This window comes from Aggregicoccus sp. 17bor-14 (genome assembly GCF_009659535.1).
Lineage (GTDB): Bacteria > Myxococcota > Myxococcia > Myxococcales > Myxococcaceae > Aggregicoccus.
The window spans coordinates 421,847-438,358 of sequence record NZ_VJZZ01000001.1; the positions used below are offsets into that span (position 1 = coordinate 421,847).

Annotated in this window: 13 protein-coding genes and 2 tRNA genes; 7 read left to right on the forward strand and 8 right to left on the reverse strand. The window is 70.7% G+C overall.

Features of this window, described 5'->3' with window-relative positions:
* Positions 1-16: 16 nt before the first annotated feature.
* Complete coding sequence (gene dnaK, locus FGE12_RS01905; protein WP_194797474.1) at positions 17-1,924, reverse strand: molecular chaperone DnaK; 1,908 nt, start codon at positions 1,922-1,924, stop codon at positions 17-19.
* Positions 1,925-2,291: 367 nt separating this feature from the next.
* Here dnaK and FGE12_RS01910 point away from each other — a divergent pair, with 367 nt between their 5' ends.
* The gene (locus FGE12_RS01910; RefSeq protein ID WP_153864469.1) at positions 2,292-3,386 is read left to right on the forward strand and encodes a diacylglycerol kinase family protein; all 1,095 of its coding nucleotides are present in this window, start codon (positions 2,292-2,294) and stop codon (positions 3,384-3,386) included.
* A 49-nt stretch (positions 3,387-3,435) separates the two neighbouring features.
* Here the strand turns inward: FGE12_RS01910 and FGE12_RS01915 are convergent, their stop codons facing one another.
* Genes FGE12_RS01915 through FGE12_RS01925 form a run of 3 tightly spaced genes read right to left on the reverse strand, consistent with a single transcriptional unit; the run spans position 3,436 to position 5,863 of the window.
* Positions 3,436-4,155, reverse strand: coding sequence for a cyclopropane-fatty-acyl-phospholipid synthase family protein (locus FGE12_RS01915; protein ID WP_153864470.1), 720 nt, complete (start codon positions 4,153-4,155; stop codon positions 3,436-3,438).
* Between the two features lie 39 nt (positions 4,156-4,194).
* The gene (locus tag FGE12_RS01920) at positions 4,195-4,512 is read right to left on the reverse strand and encodes a YbeD family protein (RefSeq protein ID WP_153864471.1); all 318 of its coding nucleotides are present in this window, start codon (positions 4,510-4,512) and stop codon (positions 4,195-4,197) included.
* 31 nt (positions 4,513-4,543) lie between these two features.
* Complete coding sequence (locus tag FGE12_RS01925; protein WP_153864472.1) at positions 4,544-5,863, reverse strand: PhoH family protein; 1,320 nt, start codon at positions 5,861-5,863, stop codon at positions 4,544-4,546.
* Positions 5,864-6,206: 343 nt separating this feature from the next.
* Here FGE12_RS01925 and FGE12_RS30175 point away from each other — a divergent pair, with 343 nt between their 5' ends.
* Complete coding sequence (locus FGE12_RS30175; RefSeq protein ID WP_228530498.1) at positions 6,207-6,512, forward strand: hypothetical protein; 306 nt, start codon at positions 6,207-6,209, stop codon at positions 6,510-6,512.
* Here FGE12_RS30175 and greB read toward each other — a convergent pair.
* Complete coding sequence (greB, locus tag FGE12_RS01935) at positions 6,509-7,042, reverse strand: transcription elongation factor GreB (RefSeq protein WP_153864473.1); 534 nt, start codon at positions 7,040-7,042, stop codon at positions 6,509-6,511. The genes FGE12_RS30175 and greB overlap by 4 nt on opposite strands.
* A 157-nt stretch (positions 7,043-7,199) precedes the next feature.
* Here greB and FGE12_RS01940 point away from each other — a divergent pair.
* Together FGE12_RS01940 and FGE12_RS01945 are read left to right on the forward strand one after the other, a co-directional pair.
* Positions 7,200-7,272: transfer RNA gene (locus tag FGE12_RS01940), tRNA-Lys, on the forward strand.
* A gap of 9 nt (positions 7,273-7,281) precedes the next feature.
* Positions 7,282-7,354, forward strand: a tRNA-Glu gene (locus tag FGE12_RS01945).
* A gap of 54 nt (positions 7,355-7,408) precedes the next feature.
* Here FGE12_RS01945 and FGE12_RS01950 read toward each other — a convergent pair.
* Entirely contained in the window at positions 7,409-8,797 is a 1,389-nt protein-coding gene (locus FGE12_RS01950; RefSeq protein ID WP_228530499.1) for an OFA family MFS transporter, read from the reverse strand.
* A 71-nt stretch (positions 8,798-8,868) separates the two neighbouring features.
* The gene (locus FGE12_RS01955; protein WP_153864475.1) at positions 8,869-11,322 is read right to left on the reverse strand and encodes an FdhF/YdeP family oxidoreductase; all 2,454 of its coding nucleotides are present in this window, start codon (positions 11,320-11,322) and stop codon (positions 8,869-8,871) included.
* Positions 11,323-11,457: 135 nt separating this feature from the next.
* Between FGE12_RS01955 and FGE12_RS30595 the strand changes: the two genes are divergently transcribed.
* Positions 11,458-11,580 carry a hypothetical protein gene (locus FGE12_RS30595; protein ID WP_255449793.1) on the forward strand — a complete coding sequence of 41 codons (123 nt, stop codon included), beginning with the start codon at positions 11,458-11,460 and terminating at the stop codon, positions 11,578-11,580.
* 181 nt (positions 11,581-11,761) lie between these two features.
* Here FGE12_RS30595 and FGE12_RS01960 read toward each other — a convergent pair whose 3' ends face one another.
* Entirely contained in the window at positions 11,762-12,163 is a 402-nt protein-coding gene (locus FGE12_RS01960) for a helix-turn-helix domain-containing protein (RefSeq protein ID WP_153864476.1), read from the reverse strand.
* A 180-nt stretch (positions 12,164-12,343) separates the two neighbouring features.
* On the opposite strand from FGE12_RS01960, the gene FGE12_RS01965 reads away from it, so the two are divergent.
* Together FGE12_RS01965 and FGE12_RS01970 are read left to right on the forward strand one after the other, a co-directional pair.
* The gene (locus tag FGE12_RS01965) at positions 12,344-13,432 is read left to right on the forward strand and encodes an alkene reductase (RefSeq protein WP_153864477.1); all 1,089 of its coding nucleotides are present in this window, start codon (positions 12,344-12,346) and stop codon (positions 13,430-13,432) included.
* Positions 13,433-13,480: 48 nt separating this feature from the next.
* Positions 13,481-16,429 carry a DEAD/DEAH box helicase gene (locus tag FGE12_RS01970; protein WP_153864478.1) on the forward strand — a complete coding sequence of 983 codons (2,949 nt, stop codon included), beginning with the start codon at positions 13,481-13,483 and terminating at the stop codon, positions 16,427-16,429.
* The last annotated feature ends 83 nt before the right edge of the window (positions 16,430-16,512 follow it).

Consider the following 16,512-nt stretch of genomic DNA (forward strand, 5'->3'; position numbering starts at 1 on the left):
TGCTGTCCGTCAGCGACTAGGTGGAGCGGAACTCCGCGTCCACCACGTCGTCCTTGGGCGTGGCCTGGCTGCCCGGAGCCGCCGAGGGGCCGCCCGCAGGAGGCGCCTCGCCGCCGGGGGCCGCGCCGGTGGCCTTGTACATCTCCTCGGCCACCTTGTAGCTGGCCTGCTGCAGCTTCTCGAGCGCCGCCTTGATGGCGTCCTTGTCCTGGCCCTCGCGCACGCCGTTGAGGCCGCTGATGGCCTCCTCGAGCGTCTTCACGGAGTCCGCCGAGAGCTTGTCCTTGTTCTCCTTCACCATCTTCTCGGCGGCGTAGGCCTGGCTCTCCGCCTGGTTCTTCAGCTCGATGAGCTCGCGGCGCGCCTTGTCGGCGGCCTCGTTCTCCTTCGCCGCGGAGACCATCTTCTCGACCTCCTCCTTCGCGAGGCCCGAGGAGTGGCTGACGGTGACCTTCTGCTCCTTGCCCGTCGCCTTGTCCTTGGCGCTCACGTTGAGGATGCCGTTCGCGTCGATGTCGAAGGTGACCTCGATCTGCGGCACGCCGCGCGGCGCCGGGGGCAGGCCCTGCAGGTGGAACTTGCCGAGGCTGCGGTTGTCGCCCGCCATGTCGCGCTCGCCCTGGAGGATGTGGATCTCCACCTGGCTCTGGCCATCCGCCGCCGTGGAGAAGGTCTCCGACTTGCGGGTGGGGATGGTGGTGTTGCGCTCGATGAGCTTGGTCATCACGCCACCCAGCGTCTCCACGCCGAGCGAGAGCGGGGTCACGTCCAGCAGGAGGATGTCCTTCACCTCGCCGGAGAGCACGCCGGCCTGCACCGCGGCGCCCACGGCCACCACCTCGTCCGGGTTCACGGAGCGGTTGGGCTCCTTGCCGAAGAGGCGCTTCACGGCCTCCTGCACCTTGGGGATGCGGGTGCTGCCGCCCACGAGCACGACCTCGTTCAGGTCCTTGGGCTCGAGGCCCGCGTCCTTGAGGCACTTGCGGCAGGGCTCGAGCGAGCGCTCGATGAGGTCGTCGATCATCGCCTCGAACTTGGCGCGGCTGAGCTTGACGTTCAGGTGCTTGGGACCCGTCGCGTCCGCCGTGAGGAAGGGCAGGTTGATGTCCGTCTCGTTGGTGCTCGAGAGCTCGATCTTGGCCTTCTCCGCCGCCTCCTTCAGGCGCTGGATGACCATCTTGTCCTTGCTCACGTCCAGGCCGGTGTCCTTCTTGAACTCGGACACGAGCCAATCCATGATCCGCTGGTCGATGTTGTCGCCGCCCAGGTGCGTATCGCCGTTGGTCGCGAGCACGTCGACCACGTTCTCGCCCACCTCGAGGATCGAGATGTCGAAGGTGCCGCCGCCGAAGTCGTAGACGGCGATCTTCTCGTCCTTCTTCTTGTCCAGGCCGTACGCGAGCGCGGCCGCGGTGGGCTCGTTCACGATGCGGCGCACGGTGAGGCCGGCGATCTCCCCGGCGTCCTTCGTCGCCTGGCGCTGGGCGTCGTTGAAGTACGCCGGCACGGTGATGACCGCCTCGGTGACCTTCTCACCCAGGTAGTTCTCCGCGGCGCGCTTGAGCTTGAGCAGCACCTGCGCGCTGACCTCGGGCGCGCTGTACTGCTTGCCGTCGATGTCCACGCGCGCATCGCCGTGCGGGCCGCGAACGATCTTGTACGGGACGAGCTTGGTCTCCTCGCCCACCTCCTCGAAGCGCCGGCCCATGAAGCGCTTGATCGAGTAGATGGTGCGCTCGGGGTTGGTGATGGACTGGCGCTTCGCCACCTGCCCCACCAGCCGCTCCCCGTCCTTGGCGAAACCGACGACGGAGGGCGTGATGCGGCTGCCCTCCTCGTTGGTGATCACCTTGGGCTCGCGACCCTCCATGATGGCGACCACGCTGTTCGTGGTGCCCAGGTCGATGCCGATAATCTTGCCCACGGTCGTTAACCTCCGGAAAAGACTGCGTTTTCTCAGAAACCTTCCGATGTACGACCAAGTTAACCAGCCCCCCCACCCTGTCAAACCGCTCCGGGGTGCCCGCAGGTCGCTTCCCCAGCGCTCGCACGCGGCCCCGCCCCGGGCGCGGCCGCCGCTGCGCGTCACCGGTGCGTAACGCGCGCGCCACCTGGCTGTTCGCTGGGTAACGGCTTACGCACCCGGTCAGGGGCTGTGAACGCGCCAAGCCGTGATTATTCCTTGAGGGAGGCCCTTTGACTCCCAGCGTCAAAGGTTGGCGGAGAAAATGCAGCAATCCTGCCCGGTTGCCGCAGTGCGCAACGACATGCCCCTACCCTGGAGCTTGCCCATGCTGGTCCCCGACCTCCGCCCCGCTGACTCACACGGCCTGCCGCAGGCCGTCCCGTCGGCGGAGCCGAAGGTGGCGGTGTTGCTGAACGCCAACGCGCGCAAGGTGAACGCGCGCGTGGTGCGTGCCCTCTCGCACGTGGTGCCCGAGCAGGACCTGTTCCTCAGCCGCTCGGAGCTGGACGCGCGGCGCATCGTGCAGACGGTGCTCGAGCGCAACTACCACACGGTCTTCACCGGCGGCGGCGACGGCACCTTCATGGGCTTCGTCAACGAGGTGTACCGCCAGCTGGAGCACCGCGGCCGCCTGCCCGGCCAGCGGGCGCCCCGCTTCGGCGTGCTGAAGCTGGGCACGGGCAACGCCATCGCGCACTTCACCAACGCCTCGGACACCCGCAACGACGGCATCCTGCACGACGTGCTGCGTGCGCGCGCCAACGAGGCGACGGCGAGCCGCCGCATGGACCTGCTCAGCGTGGACGGGCAGCGCGCGCCGTTCGCCGGCATGGGCGTGGATGGCAAGCTGCTCAACGACTACATCTGGGTGAAGCACAACCTGGGCAAGGGCGTGCTCAAGCGCGTGATGACGGGCGGGGGCGGCTACTTCTCCGCCGTCACCTTCAAGACCGTGCCGCACTACCTCACGAACTCCACGCTGGTGGAGTGCGAGATCACCAACGGCCCCCACACCGAGGCCTACCGCCTCGGCCCCGACGGGCAGCCGGTGGGCGAGCCCATCGCGCCGGGTGCGCAGCTGTTCCGCGGCAAGCTGATGATGGCGGCCGCCGCCACCATGCCCTTCTACGGCTACGGCATGCGCATGTTCCCCTTCGCCGACAAGCGCCGCGGGATGATGCAGCTGCGCCTGGGTCAGGTGGGCACCACCAGCGTGATCGCGAACCTGCCCAAGCTGTGGGCCGGCCGCTGGTTCCCCGAGGGCATCCTCGACTTCCACGCGAGCGAGGTCACCATCCGCTCCGCGCGCCCCGTGCCCTTCCAGGTGGCGGGCGATGCGGCGGGCTACCGCGAGCAGGTCACCTTCGGCATCGCGCCGGAGGCGGTGGACCTGGTGGACTTCAGCGCCCCGATGCACTGAGCCCGCGCGCCCGCTCCTTCCGGGAGAGGGCGCCTGACCCACGCCCTCCTCAGCCGCGGTCGTGAGGCATCGGCGGCCGCTCACCCGGCTCTCGGCGCCGGCCCATCACGAGCGCGTAGCTCACGCCGCCGCGCCCGCCCTCCTCGCGCCACGCGCGCAGCAGGGGCTCCTCACTGGCCTCGGCCTGCGCGAGCGCCTCCAGCTCCGCGGGCGCGAGCGCCTCGGCCGCCTCGGGCTCGTAGCCTGCGTCGCGCAGCAGCGCGAGCAGCGCGAGCGGGCCCAGCAGCGGCGCGCCCTGCATCGCCTCCCAGCGCGCCTGCTCCTCCGGGTCCACGCTGCGCCCCACACAGGTGAGCGCGACGAGGCCCAAGCGTCCGTCGGGGGCGAGCAGTGAGCGCAGGCGCTCGGCGGCCTCCCGGGTCCGGTACAGGCGCTCCCCGCGCACCAGCACGCCCTGGAAGCCGCCCTCCTCCAACCCCTCGAGCGCGCCCTCCAGCGGGCATACCCGGAGCAGGTGCCCCAGCGCCTGCGCCTCGAGCTCGCGCTGCAGCGGCTGCAGCGCCTGCGGGTCCTCGGCCGCCGCCACCACCTGGCAGCCGTAGTCGCGCGCGAGCACGAGCGGGGCCTCGCCGCAGCCGCCCAGCAGCAGCACCCGGTCGCCGGGTGCGAGCAGCGCGACCTTCGCGAAGCGGCGCGTGGCCTCCTCGGAGGCGAAGGCCTGACGTGCGCCAGCGGGCTGCACGTGCGGGAGGGGCTCGTCAGGGCTCATGGCGCGGGGTTTAACCTGCCCTTGCTCTGTCCGGAAGGCCTACAGGTAGTAGACCACCCGGGGGTCCTTGTGCAGCTCGGCGTAGATGGCGCGCCGCTGCTCCTCCGAGGTCAGGTGCACGGTCACGTTGATCGAGAGGTACTTGCCCTTGCTGCTGGGCTGCTCGCTCAGGGCGTCCGGGCGCAGCGCGCCGCCCATGAGCCGCTCGAAGAGCTCGCGCACGTAGTCGCGGAAGTCGCCGGCCTGCACCCCCATCACCTTGAAGGTGTAGTCGGTGGGGTACTGCACCGTGAGCTTCTTCTCCTCGATGTCCGGCGTGCCGTTGGGCTTGCTCGGGTCTCCGTTGCCTTCCTTCATGTGCCCTGGTCCTTGCCGCGCCAGCGCGCGGCTAGAGGAGGTTCGCGGCGAGCTCCGCGAGCTGGCTGCGCTCGCCCTTCGCCATGGTGATGTGGCCGGCGATCTTCTCGTTCTTGAACCGGTTCACCACGTGCACGAGCCCGTTGTTGGTGGCGTCCACGTAGGGGTTGTCGATCTGGAAGGGGTCGCCGGTGAGGATGATCTTCGTGTTGTCGCCCACGCGGGTGATGATCGTCTTCACCTCGTGGGGGGTGAGGTTCTGCGCCTCGTCCACGATGATGAACTGGTTGGGGATGCTGCGGCCGCGGATGTAGGTGAGCGGCTCGATCTCCATCAGCCCCAGGTCGATGAGCTCGTGGTACCCGCGGCCCGCCTTCTTGTCGGCGCGGCTGAGGTTCATGAGGAACTCGACGTTGTCGAAGATGGGCTGCATCCAGGGGTTGAGCTTCTCCTCGACGCTGCCGGGCAGGTAGCCGATGTCGCGCCCGAGCGGGAAGATGGGCCGGCTCACCAGGAGCTTCTGGTACAGGCTCTCCTCGGTCACCTTCTGCAGGCCCGCGGCGATGGCGAGCAGCGTCTTGCCCGTGCCCGCCTTGCCCACGATGGTGACGAGCTTGATCTCGTCGTTGAGCAGCAGGTCCAGGGTGAAGGCCTGCTCCATGTTGCGCGGGCGCACGCCCCAGACGCCCTCCTTCATCACCCGCATCAGCGGGACCACGCGGCCCTTGGCGCCGTTGAAGCGGCCCATGGCGGTGTGGCTGGGGTTGGTCTCGTCCTTGAGCAGGACGAACTGGTTGGGCGAGAGCTGCCCCACCTGCGCCACCTCGACCTCGGCGCCCTGCTTGTACATCTGGTCCACCGCGTCCTTGGGGACGAGCAGCTCGGTGAAGCCGGTGTACAGCTCGGTGATCTCCACGCGCTCGGCGTCGTAGTCCTCGGCGACGAGCCCCAGCGCATCCGCGCGGATGCGCAGGTTGGTGTCCTTGGTGATGAACACCGCCTGGAAGTCCGGCTCCTTCTCCTGGAGGTCCACCGCGACCGCGAGGATGCGGTTGTCCATCAGGTTGCTGTCCGCCATGGACAGCGGCAGCTCGCGGCTGGTGAAGCGCACGTAGAGCATGCCGCCACCGGGCAGGGGTACGCCCTCCTTGAGCGAGCCCTCCGCGCGGAAGCTGTCCAGGTAGCGCGCCACGAGGCGGGCGTTGCGGCCCAGCTCCGAGAGGTCGCGCTTGAACTGGTCGATCTCCTCGATCACGTAGATCGGGATGATGACGTTGTTGTCCTTGAAGCCGTAGATGGAGCGGGGATCGTGGAGGAGGACGTTCGTGTCGAGGATGAAGTTCTTTCGCATCGTGGGCTGCGCGACCTCTGGGTTAGGTGCGACGTCCGTGCGACGGTGCTTCGACTAGTGATCACTATAAGCACCCACTCCCCAGGGAAGCAGCCACCATGGCCCGAGGAAAGCAGGCTGTCGGAAAAGACACGGGGTCTGGATCCCGGGAGCGTCCCATCCTGTTCAGTGCCCCGATGGTGCACGCGCTACAGGCCGGGACGAAGCGGCAGACGCGTCGGGCGATGAACCCCCTGCCCACGCGCGAGGGCGCCGCGTGGCGCTGGCGGGAATGGACCTGGAGAGGTGCACCTCCGGACGAGCTGCTCGCCCTCTCTCCCTACGGAAAGGCCGGGGACCGCCTGTGGGTGAAGGAGGTCTGGGCCCCGCGGGCGAGGGCTTCGTGTACCGCGCCGACGCGCCTGCGAGTCCCCCGGCGAAGTGGAAGTCTCCGCTCTTCCTCCCGCGCCGCGCCTCGCGGCTGCTGCTGCACGTGGAGGCCGTGCGCATCGAGCCCCTGCAGGACGTGAGCGAGGCGGACGCGCGGGACGAAGGGGTCGCGGACCGGGATGCGTACCGCGCGCTCTGGGACAGCATCAACGGGGAGCGCGGCCACGTGTGGGCCACGAACCCGTGGGTCTGGGTCGTGACCTTCGACCGGGTGCGCTAGCGGTACTCGATCTTCACCACGGTGAGCTCGATCTCCCCGCGCGGCCGCATCACCTCCACGCTGTCCCCCACCCGCTTGCGCAGCAGTGCCCGGCCCACCGGCGAGTCCACGCTGATGCGCCCGCCCGAGGTGTCGATCTCGTCCGAGCCCACGAGCTGGTACGTGGTGCGCGTGCCGTCCTCGTCCTCGAGCAGCACGGTGGCGCCGAAGTACACGTGCTCGCGGTCCACCTGCTCCGCGGGGTCCACGATGGTGGCGGTGTCCAGGCGCTTCTGCAGGAAGCGGATGCGCCGGTCGATCTCGCGCAGGCGCTTCTTGCCGTAGATGTACTCGGCGTTCTCCGAGCGGTCGCCCTGGGCCGCCGCCGCCGAGACCTCGGCCGTCACCTTGGGGCGCTCCTCGTTGAGGAGCTTGAGCAGCTCCTTGTGCATCCGCTCTGCGCCCGTGCGCGTGAGGTAGCGCTTCCCCGGGCCCTTGGGGGCGTCCTCCTCGTCCTCGTCCTCCTCGGCGCGCTCGTCGTGCTCTCGCATGGTGCCTCTATAGCCAAAGCGCGCGGCGGGCAGGCGGCCGGCGTCTGCCCGCCCGGCCCCCAGGTCCACGGCGCTGGCAGCCCGGGAGCAGTGCTGGTAGAGAGCCGCTCACGCGGGGTGTCCAGCCGAGCCCGGCGTGGCCAAAAAAGAATAGTGCGAGTCGCTAGCTCAGCTGGTAGAGCACCGGCCTTTTAAGCCGAGGGTCGGGGGTTCGAGCCCCCCGCGACTCACTGCCGTAGGTCCCCGTCGTCTAGAGGCCCAGGACGCTGGCCTTTCAAGCCGGTAACACGGGTTCGAATCCCGTCGGGGACATGCCACGAAGGCCGGAAGCGCTGGAGCAATCCAGGGCTTCCGGCCTTCCGTGCTTCAGGCCTTCTGGAAGCTGGCGCCGGCCGGTGCCCCGGTCGGTTCCGCAGTGCGCACGTGGTAGCGGGCGTTCACCTCGCGGACGAAGAAGTTCGCGACGAAGCCCAGCACCAGCAGCCCGGCCATGATGTACAGGGTGATGGTGTAGACCTCGCTCTTGGGCACGCCGTGGGCGAGCTGGTAGTCGCGCACGTAGGTGACGAGCGTGGGCCCCACGAGCGCCGCCGCGCTCCACGCGGTGAGCAGGCGGCCGTGGATGGCGCCCACCTGCAGCGTGCCGAACATGTCGCGCAGGTACGCGGGCACGGTCGAGAAGCCGCCGCCGTACATGCTCATGATCACGCAGAAGGCGGCGACGAAGAGGAACACGCTGCCCGAGCGCCCCAGCGTGGGCACCGCCGCGTAGAGCACCGTGCCCAGCGCGAAGTAGACCATGTACGTGTTCTTGCGGCCGATGTAGTCGGACGTCGAGGACCAGAAGAAGCGGCCCGCGAGGTTGAAGAGGCTGAGCAGGCCCACGAAGCCCGCGGCGGCCGCCGGCGTGATGGTGCCCGGGAACATCTCCTGGATCATCGGAGACGCCTGCGCGAGCACGCCGATGCCGGCCGTCACGTTGAGGAAGAGCACCGCCCACAGGAGCCAGAACTGCGGCGTCTTGATGGCCGTGTCCGCCGTCACGTTCGCATTCGTCACCAGCTTCTTCTGGTGCTGCGAGGGCACCCACCCCTCGGGCCGCCAGCCCTCCGCCGGCACGCGCACGGTGAAGACGCCGAACATCATGAAGGCCAGGTACAGCAGGCCCATGGTGGCGAAGGTCTCCGCGACGCCCACGGACGTCGCGCTGCTGTAGTGCTCCATCAGGTTCTGCGCGAGCGGGCTGCCGATCATCGCGCCGCCGCCGAAGCCCATGATCGCCATGCCGGTGGCCATGCCCGGGCGGTCGGGGAACCACTTGATCAGCGTGGACACCGGCGAGATGTAGCCGAGCCCCAGCCCGATGCCGCCGATGACGCCGTAGCCCAGGTACACGAGCCAGATCTGGTGCAGGTGCACGCCCAGCGCGGAGACGAGGAAGCCTCCGCCGAAGCACAGCGCGCTCGCGAACATCGCGCGGCGCGGGCCCACGCGCTCGAGCCACTTGCCGAACAGCGCCGCGGACAGCCCTAGGAAGAAGATCGCGATGTTGAAGATCCACACCGTGGTGGTGAGCGGCCAGTCCTCGGGCGCCGGCTTGGTGATGCCGATGAGCCGGCTCATCGGCAGGTTGAACACGCTGAGCGCGTAGGCCTGACCGATGCACAGGTGGATGGCGAGTGCTGCGGGGGGGACGAGCCAGCGGTTGAAGCCCGGTCTTGCGACCGTGTGATCACGATCCAGAAAAGACGCCATGCGACCTCTCTCCTTCATCGCTTCGGGGACCGAGCGGGAGAGGGGCTCCCGCGCGGATGCTGCGGGGAGCCTCAGACGCGTGCGGGCTCTCTCGTACCCTCGGTGAGCCGCCCCGCTTGCGGGGCCTCGGAGGGTGCGAGGGTGATGACCACGTACTTCGAGGTGGGCGTGTGGCTGCGCTCGGCGGTGCTGCCGATGGGCACCAGCACGTTGGTCTCGGGGAAGTAGCTCGCGGCGCACCCGCGCGCGATGGCGAAGGGCACCACCGCGAAGCGCAGCGCCGTGCGCCGCTCGCCCTCGAAGTGGCTGGTGAGGTCCACGAACTGGCCCTCGCGCAAGCCCAGCGCGCGCACGTCCTCGGGGTGCATGAGGATGACGCGCCGGCCGTTGTAGATGCCGCGGTAGCGGTCATCGAGGCCGTAGATGGTGGTGTTGAACTGGTCGTGCGTGCGGATGGTCATCAGCACCAGCTGCCCGGGCGCGAGCTGGTGGCGCGGGAACTGGTGCACGGTGAAGTTCGCCTTCCCCGTGGCAGTGGGATAGCGGTTCTCGCGCGGGGCGTTGGGCAGGTAGAAGCCGCCGGGCCTGCGCACGCGGGCGTTGTAGTCCTCGAAGCCGGGGATGACGCGCGAGATGGCGTCGCGGATGCGATCGTAGTCCGCCGCCATCCCCTCCCAGTCCACGCGCGAGCGCTCGCCCAGCGTGGCGCGCGCGAGCCGGGCCACGATGGCGGGCTCGCTCAGCAGGTGCTCGCTCGCGGGCTCGAGCTTTCCTTCCGACGACTGCACCACGCCCATCGAGTTCTCGCAGCTCACGAACTGCGCCCCACCCGCCTGGAGATCGACCTCGCTGCGGCCGAGGCACGGGAGGATGAGCGCCTGGCGCCCGTGCACCAGGTGCGAGCGGTTGAGCTTGGTGGACACCTGCACGGTGAGCCGCGTGCGGCGCAGCGCCTCGGCGGTGTAGTGCGTGTCCGGGGTGGCGGAGAGGAAGTTGCCGCCCATGGCGAAGAACACCTTCGCCTCGCCCGCGTGCATCGCGCGGATGGCGGCCACCACGTCCAGGCCGTGCTTGCGCGGCGAGGTGAAGCCGAACTCACGGTCCAGCGCCGCGAGGAAGGGCTCCTTCGGGCGCTCCCAGATGCCCACCGTGCGGTCGCCCTGCACGTTGCTGTGGCCGCGCACCGGGCACAGCCCCGCGCCGGGCTTGCCGATGCTCCCGCGCAGGAGGCACAGGTTCACCAGCTCCTGGATGGTGGCCACCGCGTTCTTGTGCTGGGTGAGCCCCATGGCCCAGCAGATGATGAAGGTGCGCGCCTGCAGCACCAGCTCCGCCGCGGCGCGGATCTCCGCGCGGCTCACGCCCGACTGCTCGACGATGAGCTCCCAGCTCACCTCCCGCAGCGAGGCCGCGAGCGCCTCGAAGTTCGTGGTGTGCTCGCGGATGAAGGCGTGGTCCAGCACCTCGCCGGGCCGCTTCGCCTCCTCGTCCAGCAGCTCCTTCATGATGCCCTGCAGCACCGCCATGTCGCCGTTGATGCGGATCTGCAGCAGCTGGTCCGTGAGCTGGGTGCCCTTGCCCACCAGCGTGTCGAACACCTCCTGTGGGTGCTTGAAGCGCTGCAGCCCGGCCTCGGGCAGCGGGTTGATGGTGAGCAGCTTCGCGCCGCGGCGCTTGGCCTCCTGCAGCGTGGTGAGCATGCGCGGGTGGTTGGTGCCCGGGTTCTGCCCCACCACGATGACCAGGTCCGTCTTCGCGAAGTCCTCGAGCGTGACGGTGCCCTTGCCGATGCCGATGACCTCGTTGAGCGCCTGCCCGCTCGACTCGTGGCACATGTTCGAGCAGTCCGGCAGGTTGTTCGTCCCCAGCTGCCGCACGAAGAGCTGGTAGAGGAACGCGGCCTCGTTGCTCGTGCGCCCGGAGGTGTAGAACAGCGCCTCGTCCGGGCTCGCGAGCGCGTTGAGCTCGCGCGCCACGAGGGCGAAGGCCTCGTCCCAGCTCACCGGCTCGTAGTGCGTGCCGCCTTCTCGCAGCAGCATCGGGTGCGTGAGCCGGCCCTGGCGGTTGAGCCAGTGGTCGGACTGCTCGCTCAGCTGCTGCACGCTGTAGCGGCGGAAGAACTCGGGTCCGATGCGCGCCGTCATCGCCTCGTCGGCCACCGCCTTCGCGCCGTTCTCACAGAAGGAGGCGAGGTCGCGCTCGCCGTCCGGGTCGGGCCACGCGCAGCTCTGGCAGTCGAAGCCGCCCTTCTGGTTGAGCCGGCTCAGCGTCTGGAAGGTGCGCACCGCGCCCATCTTCCCCAGCGCATGCCGCATCGTGCTCACGATCGCGGGCATCCCACCGGCCGCCTGCGGCGCGGGGCCCACCCGCAGCCCCTCGGTCTCCACCGGCGGCTCGGCGAGCACCTGGGGGGCGAGCAGTGCGCTCGGAGGCTGCACCTGAAGCGCGTTCGTGGGACCCGGCTCGGGCGGCGCCGCGGGCGCGTTCGAGGGGCGGGGGGCAGGAGCGCGATCGTCCTGGCTCATCGGGAGGGACTCCAAGGGAGGTGAGGGGAAGAAGACGCTGCGAGGCGGGGGGTGGCTTGCGCTGACTCCGCGCGCCGCCTAGACCTGTGCGCCAGGCCGCCCACCCAGGGCGCGCCCGCGCAACCGGAGGTTCCCATGGCGGAGTCGAAGGCGCAGTCGAACGTCGCGTTGGTGCTCGGTGCCTGGTTCGTCGTCGCGGTGCCGCTCGCCTGGGGGGTGCTCTCCACCTTCAGCAAGGCCGCGGCGCTCTTCAAGTAGCGATGGCGCAGGTCGGGCTGTGGGCGGACGAAGGGGGACACCGGTGACCTCGGCAATGGCACTCCGGGCACCTGCGCAGCCCGGCCGACTCGCAAGACGGGGAGAACTTTCTCAGCGCTCTGGACGGCCGAACTAGACACGCTGCGTCACCCTCGCCTGCCTGCGTGCAGTGCGAGACACCTCAGGGCTGGCGCGCCGCGCGGGCGCCCGCTGCGGCGCGGGCCCGCCGCGGCGCACGCGCGGAGGCGCCTCCGGCGCTGCGCCGGCCCTGCTCGAGCTGCTCGCCCCAGCGGCTGATGGAGTCGAGCACCGCCCGGAAGCCCTCGCCGGCGGGCGTGAGCCGGTAGCGCACGCGCACCGGCGGGCCGGGCTCCACCTCGCGCACCAGCACCCCGCCCGCCTCCAGCTCCTTCAGCCGGGACGAGAGCATCCGGTCGCCGATGCCCTCCACGCGCTCGGCGAGCTCGCCGAAGCGCAGCGGGCCCTCCTCGAGCGTCGCTACGATGAGGCCGTTCCAGGGCCGCGCGAGCAGCTCCATCGCCAGCTGGAAGCGCTCGCACAGGTGCTGACAGTGTCGCTGCATCACGGCGGGCTCCTTCCTCGCTCCCGGAGCCACTCCGGGCAGCGCGCATTCCCAATTCTGTCATCCGCGGCGCGGCGGCGCCACCCTTCCGGAAAGGAAGTCGCTTGACAGGAGGAAGCGTCCCGTTAGATCTGCCCCATCGCTTCCCTTTTTGCAGTAACCGCTTCGGAGGAAGTAACCATGTCCCGCGCTCCCCTCTTCCAGCCCTACACGCTCGGGCCCCTCACGCTGCAGAACCGCTTCGTGATGGCCCCGATGACCCGCACCCGCGCCCCCGAGCGCATCCCCACTCCGCTCATGGCCGAGTACTACCGGCAGCGTGCCTCCGCGGGCCTCATCGTCACCGAGGCCACCCAGGTGACCGAGGTGGGCGCGGGCGGCATGCGCACCCCCGGCCTGCACACCCCGGCGCAGGTGGCCGGCTGGCGCGGCGTGACGCAGGCAGCGCACGCGGGCGGCGCGAAGGTGTTCGTGCAGCTGTGGCACGCCGGAAGGGCGCACCACCCCAGCTGGAACGCGCGCAACGAGCAGCCGGTCGCCCCCTCGGCCATCGCCGTCCAGGGGCCGACCTACACGCCCACCGGCGTTCAGCCGCACGTGACGCCGCGCGCGCTCGAGGTCTCGGAGCTGCCCGGCATCGTCGCGCAGTTCGTGCACTCGGCGCGGCTCGCGCTGGAAGCGGGCTTCGACGGCGTGGAGCTGCACGCGGCGAACGGCTACCTGCTGGACCAGTTCCTGCGCGACAGCGCCAACCGCCGCACGGATGCGTACGGAGGCAGCGTGGAGAACCGGGCGCGCCTGCTGCTCGAGGTGACGGACGCGGTGGCCGCGGCGATCGGCCGCGAGCGCGTAGGCGTGCGCGTGAGCCCCACGGGCACCTACCAGGACATGAAGGACTCGGACCCCGTGGCGCTCTTCACCTACGTCGCCCGCGAGCTCTCGAAGCGCCAGGTGGCCTACCTGCACGTGAGCGAGCCCGTCGCAGGCCCCGCCGCAGTCCCGGGCCCCCGCGTGACGCCCGCGCTGCGCGAGGCCTTCCGGGGCACGCTCATCCTCTCCGGCGGCTACACCGGCGAGAGCGCGAACGCGGCGCTCGAGCGCGGCGAGGGTGACCTGGTGGCCTTCGGCGTCCCCTTCCTCGCGAACCCGGACCTGCCCGAGCGCCTCGCGAGCGGCGCGGCCCTCAACGCGCCCGACTTCCAGACCTTCTACACGCCGGACGCGAAGGGCTACACGGACTACCCGGCCCTGGGTGCCCAGGCCGCGTAGGAATCGCGTTGCACGCAGGCGCGGGGGGCCGTAGGGAAACAGGTCCCCATGTCCGCGTTCTCCCAGCTCCTGGAAGCGGTGCGCGCCGAGGCCAAGCCCGGCATCTGGTCCAACGGCGTCAACCTCGCGCGCGCGGGCGCCGTCGCCGTGCAGGCGCAGAGCGAGAAGGAGATCGAGCTGCGCGTGCGCGCCTCCGGGCGCCCCGTGCCCCTCACCGTCATCCTCTACCCGGGGGACGACGCGTGGGAGTGCAACTGCCCGAGCCGCGTGGACCCCTGCGAGCACGTGGTCGCGGCCGCCATCTCGCTGCAGCAGGCGGAGAAGGAGGAGGCCCCGCTCACCCCGGCGGCGAACCGCTGGGGCCGCGTGGTCTACGACTTCAAGCGCGTGGACGGAGGCCTCCAGCTGCAGCGGCTGATCGCGCACGCGGACGGCCGCCACGAGCCCCTGGAGGGAAGCCTCGCCGCGGTGCTCGCGCGGCCCGCGCAGGCCGCCACGATGCAGCTCGAGCAGCACGATCTCGTCATCGACAAGCTGCTCGAGAAGCAGCTGCGCGGGCCCATCCCGCCCGAGCGCCTCGCGGCCCTGCTGCAGCTCTTGCAGCCCGCGCGCAACGTGCAGCTGGAGGGCAAGCCGGTCGCGGTCGCGAGCGAGCCGGTGAACCCGAAGGCCGTGGTGGAGGACCGCGGCGAGCAGTGGGCCGTGCGCCTCACCCGCGACCCGGACGTCACCGAGGTGCTCGCTCCGGGCGTGGCGCTGGTGGGCGACTCGCTCGCCATGCTCGGCGCCACGGACCTGAGCGGGCCCTGGCTGCAGCACCTGCCGCTCACGCGCACCTACGGCGCGAACCAGCTCGGCGAGCTGAGCTCGAAGGTGCTCCCCGAGCTCGCGCGCCGCCTGCGCGTCGAGGTGCGCAGCAAGCGCCTGCCGCCCATCGACCGCGAGCTGCGGCCGCGCATCCTGCTCGAGCTCACGCAGCTGGACGCGGGGCTCTCGCTCCTGCCCACGCTGGTCTACGGCGCGCCGCCCTCGGTGCGCATCGACGGCGGGCGGATGACCTACCTGCGCGGCGCCGTCCCCTTGCGCGACGAGGCCGCCGAGCAGCGGCTCGTGCACCAGCTGCGCGACGAGCTCAACCTCGTCCCCGGCAAGCGCGTCACCGTGCAGGGCACCGAGATGGTGCGCTGGGCGGACAAGCTGCGGCGCTGGGGCGGTGGGCTCGCGGGAGACGCGGCGGGCATCGTGAGCCCCCACGTGAAGCTGCAGCCCTCGCTGCAGCTCGAGTCCGCGCTGGGCGCGGGCGGCGTGCCCGAGGTGCGCTTCAAGCTCGAGTTCCAGGCCACCGGCGCCGAGGGCGGCGCCCAGAGCGTGGACGCGGAGGCCGTGGTGCGCGCCTGGCGCGAGGGGCTGGGGCTCGTCCCGCTGGTGGGCGGCGGCTGGGCGCCTCTGCCCCAGGCCTGGCTGGACAAGCACGGCGAGCGCGTCGCCGCCCTGCTCGCCTCGCGAGGCGCGGACGGCAAGCTCGCGAACCACGCGCTGCCCGAGCTCAGCGCGCTGTGCGAGACGCTGGAGCAGCCGCCCCCGCCGGGCTTCGAGCGGCTCGCGCCACTGGTCGAGGGCTTCGAGCGGCTTCCGCCCCCCACCCTCCCCGCGGATCTCACCGCCACCCTGCGCGCCTACCAGCAGCAGGGCGTGAGCTGGCTGCAGTTCCTCCGGGGCGCGGGGCTGGGCGGCATCCTCGCGGACGACATGGGCCTGGGAAAGACGCTGCAGACGATCTGCGCGCTCGGCCCCGTCACGCTCGTGGTGTGCCCCACCAGCGTGCTGCCCAACTGGGCCGCGGAGCTCGCGCGCTTCCGCCCCTCGCTCAAGGTGTCCGTCTACCACGGCCCGGAGCGCGAGCTGGACCCCGCCGCGGACGTCACCCTCACCACCTACGCCATCCTGCGCCTGGACCAGGCGGCGCTCGGCGCGCGCACCTGGGAGACGCTGGTGCTGGACGAGGCCCAGGCCATCAAGAACCCCGACAGCCAGGCGGCCCGCGCGGCCTTCGCGATGAAGGCGCGCTTCCGGCTCGCGCTGAGCGGCACGCCGCTGGAGAACCGGCTCGAGGAGCTGTGGAGCATCATGCACTTCACGAACCCCGGCCTGCTCGGGGGGCGCCGCGACTTCGAGGAGCGCATCGCGCGGCCCATCACGGACGGGCAGCCCGACGCTGCGGCCCGCCTTCGCAAGCGCATCCGCCCCTTCGTGCTGCGCCGCCTCAAGCGCGACGTGGCGCCGGAGCTTCCGCCGCGCAGCGAGTCCGTGCTCCACGTCTCGCTGGATGAGCGCGAGCGCAGCGTCTACGACGCCGTGCTCGCCGCCACGCGCAAGGAGGTGGTGGCGCTGCTGCAGGAGGGAGGCAGCATCCTCAAGGCGCTCGAGGCCCTGCTGCGCCTGCGCCAGGCGGCCTGCCACCCCGCGCTGGTCCCCGGCCAGCAGGCGAACACCTCGTCCAAGGTGCAGACGCTGCTGGACCGGCTCGGCACCGCCGCGGCGGATGGGCACAAGGCGCTCGTCTTCTCGCAGTGGACCTCGCTGCTGGACCTGCTGGAGCCGGCGCTCACCCAGGCCTCCATCCCCTTCGAGCGCCTGGATGGCGCCACGCAGAACCGCGGCGAGGTGACGGCGCGCTTCCAGTCCGCGGAAGGGCCTCCGGTCATGCTCATCAGCCTCAAGGCAGGCGGCACCGGCCTCAACCTCACCGCCGCCGATCACGTATTCCTCATGGACCCCTGGTGGAATCCCGCCGTCGAGGCGCAGGCCGCCGACCGCGCGCACCGCATCGGGCAGGAGCGGCCCGTGATGGTGTACCGGCTCGTGGCCCAGGGCACCGTGGAGGAGCGCATCCTCGGGCTGCAGGAGAAGAAGCGGGCCCTCTTCGAGTCGGCGCTGAGCGAGGCCTCGGCCGGAGCCTCCATCACCCGCGACGATCTGCTCGCGCTCTTCGCCTGACCGAACCGTGACGAAAGGATGGCCGTCCCTCCGCACCCGCCCCGCGCGCGGTGCGTAGCGTGACGTTGCGGGCCGAAGCCGTG